Source organism: Pseudomonas sp. K5002, assembly GCF_013386655.1.
GTDB lineage: Bacteria > Pseudomonadota > Gammaproteobacteria > Pseudomonadales > Pseudomonadaceae > Aquipseudomonas.
This window is the reverse complement of sequence record NZ_JACARK010000938.1, coordinates 1-1851: the sequence shown is the minus strand read 5'-3', so window position 1 is coordinate 1851 and position 1851 is coordinate 1. Positions and strand designations below refer to the sequence as shown.

General features: G+C 64.1%; 1 protein-coding gene. It reads left to right on the top strand.

Annotated features, from left to right (window positions below; genetic code table 11):
• Window positions 1–1851 (top strand): amino acid adenylation domain-containing protein (locus HX846_RS31305; RefSeq protein WP_256740165.1); only part of this gene is annotated, 1851 nt, incomplete at both ends.

The following is a 1851-nucleotide window of genomic DNA, read 5'->3' as shown; positions in this document are numbered from 1 at the left end:
GGCTCCACCGGCCAGCCCAAAGGCGTGATGAACGAACACGGCGCGCTGATGAACCGTCTGCACTGGATGCAGGAGGCGTTCCCGATTGGCCCGAATGACCGTGTGCTGCAAAAAACCCCGTACAGCTTCGACGTGTCGGTGTGGGAGTTCTTCTGGCCGCTGATCACCGGCGCGACGCTCGTGGTTGCGCGTCCGGACGGCCATCGCGACCCGGCGTACCTGAGCCAGTTGATCCAGCAGGAGCAGGTCACCACCCTGCACTTCGTACCGTCGATGCTGCGCGCCTTTGTCGAAGAACCAAGCCTGACCCACTGCCGCAGCCTGCGCCAAGTGTTTGCCAGCGGCGAAGCCTTGCCGGTGGATCTGGTGCAGCGGTTCATGTCCCAACACCCCGCCGCGCTGGTCAACCTGTATGGCCCAACCGAAGCGGCGATTGACGTGTCGGTGTGGCGTTGCTCGGCCAACGACACGCTCGTGCCGATCGGCAAACCCATCGCCAACCTGCGCCTGCATATCCTCGATGAAGCCCAACAACCGTTGCCGATTGGCAGCATCGGCGAGCTGTACATTGGCGGTGTCGGCGTGGCACGCGGTTACCTCAAACGTGCAGACCTGACCGCCGAGCGCTTCCTGATGGTTAACGGTGAGCGCCTGTACCGCACAGGCGACCGTTGCCGCTTCCTTGCCGACGGCAATATCGATTACCTCGGCCGCCTCGACCATCAGGTCAAGCTGCGTGGCCAGCGCATCGAACTGGGCGAGATCGACGCCGCCCTGCTGGCTCAGCCCGGCGTGCGCGACGCGGCCACCCTGCTGCTGGACCAGCGTCTGGTGACCTTCTGGAGCGGCAACGCCGATGAAGCGAGCCTGCGCGACGACCTCGGCAAGCACTTGCCCACGTACATGCTGCCGAGCCTGCTGGTGCAACTTGACCACCTGCCGCTGACCAGCAACGGCAAGCTCGACCGCAAAGCCCTGGCCGCGTTGCCACTGCCGCAGTCCCAACACGAATCCGTCGCCCCGCGTAACGCCTTGGAAAGCCTGGTCTGCCAGCTGTTCAGCGACGTGCTCGGCGACGGCCTCACGGCTGGGCGTGTGGTCGGTACGGCTGACAGTTTCTTCGCCTTGGGCGGTGATTCGATCCTTGGTTTGAAGCTGATTTCGCACCTGCGCGACCAGGGTTACGCCCTGACGCCCAAAGACCTGTTCCGCGCCCAGACACCTGCGGGCCTGGCGCTGGTGATCACACCGCTGCGGGCGGTGGCCGAGCAAGGAGAAGTCAGCGGTGCGATGCCGTTGATGCCGCTGCACCAGTGGTTCTTCGATCAGCAGCAACCGCAGCCCGCCTACTGGAACCAATCGGTGCTGGCCGACAGCGATCGCGTGCTGCAGCCGGTAGTGGTACAGGCCACCCTGGATCGATTGATCGCCCATCACGATGCCTTGCGCCTGCGCTTCATCGAAGTAGACGGTCAATGGCAAGCCCATATTGCAGCGGTCGAGTCTGCCCGCTTGACGCTCGTCACGGACGTGGACCAGTTGCAACAGGTCGCGCAGAGCCTGAACCTGCAACATGGCCCGCTGTTCGCCGCTGCCTTGCTCGAAGGTAATCCGCAACGCCTATATCTGGTTGCGCATCACCTAGTGATCGACGCCGTCTCCTGGACGCCACTGCTGGAAGATTTCCAGCAGCTGTATGCGGCGCTGGAAAACGGCACGCCGACGAGCCTGCCGGCAAAAACCACGTCCTATCGCCAATGGGCCGAGCACCTGCAGGCGCATGCCGGCAAAGTCGCCGCGGAGCAGCGTTACTGGGCCAGCCAGGTCGCAACCAACCCTCGGCCCCAGGCC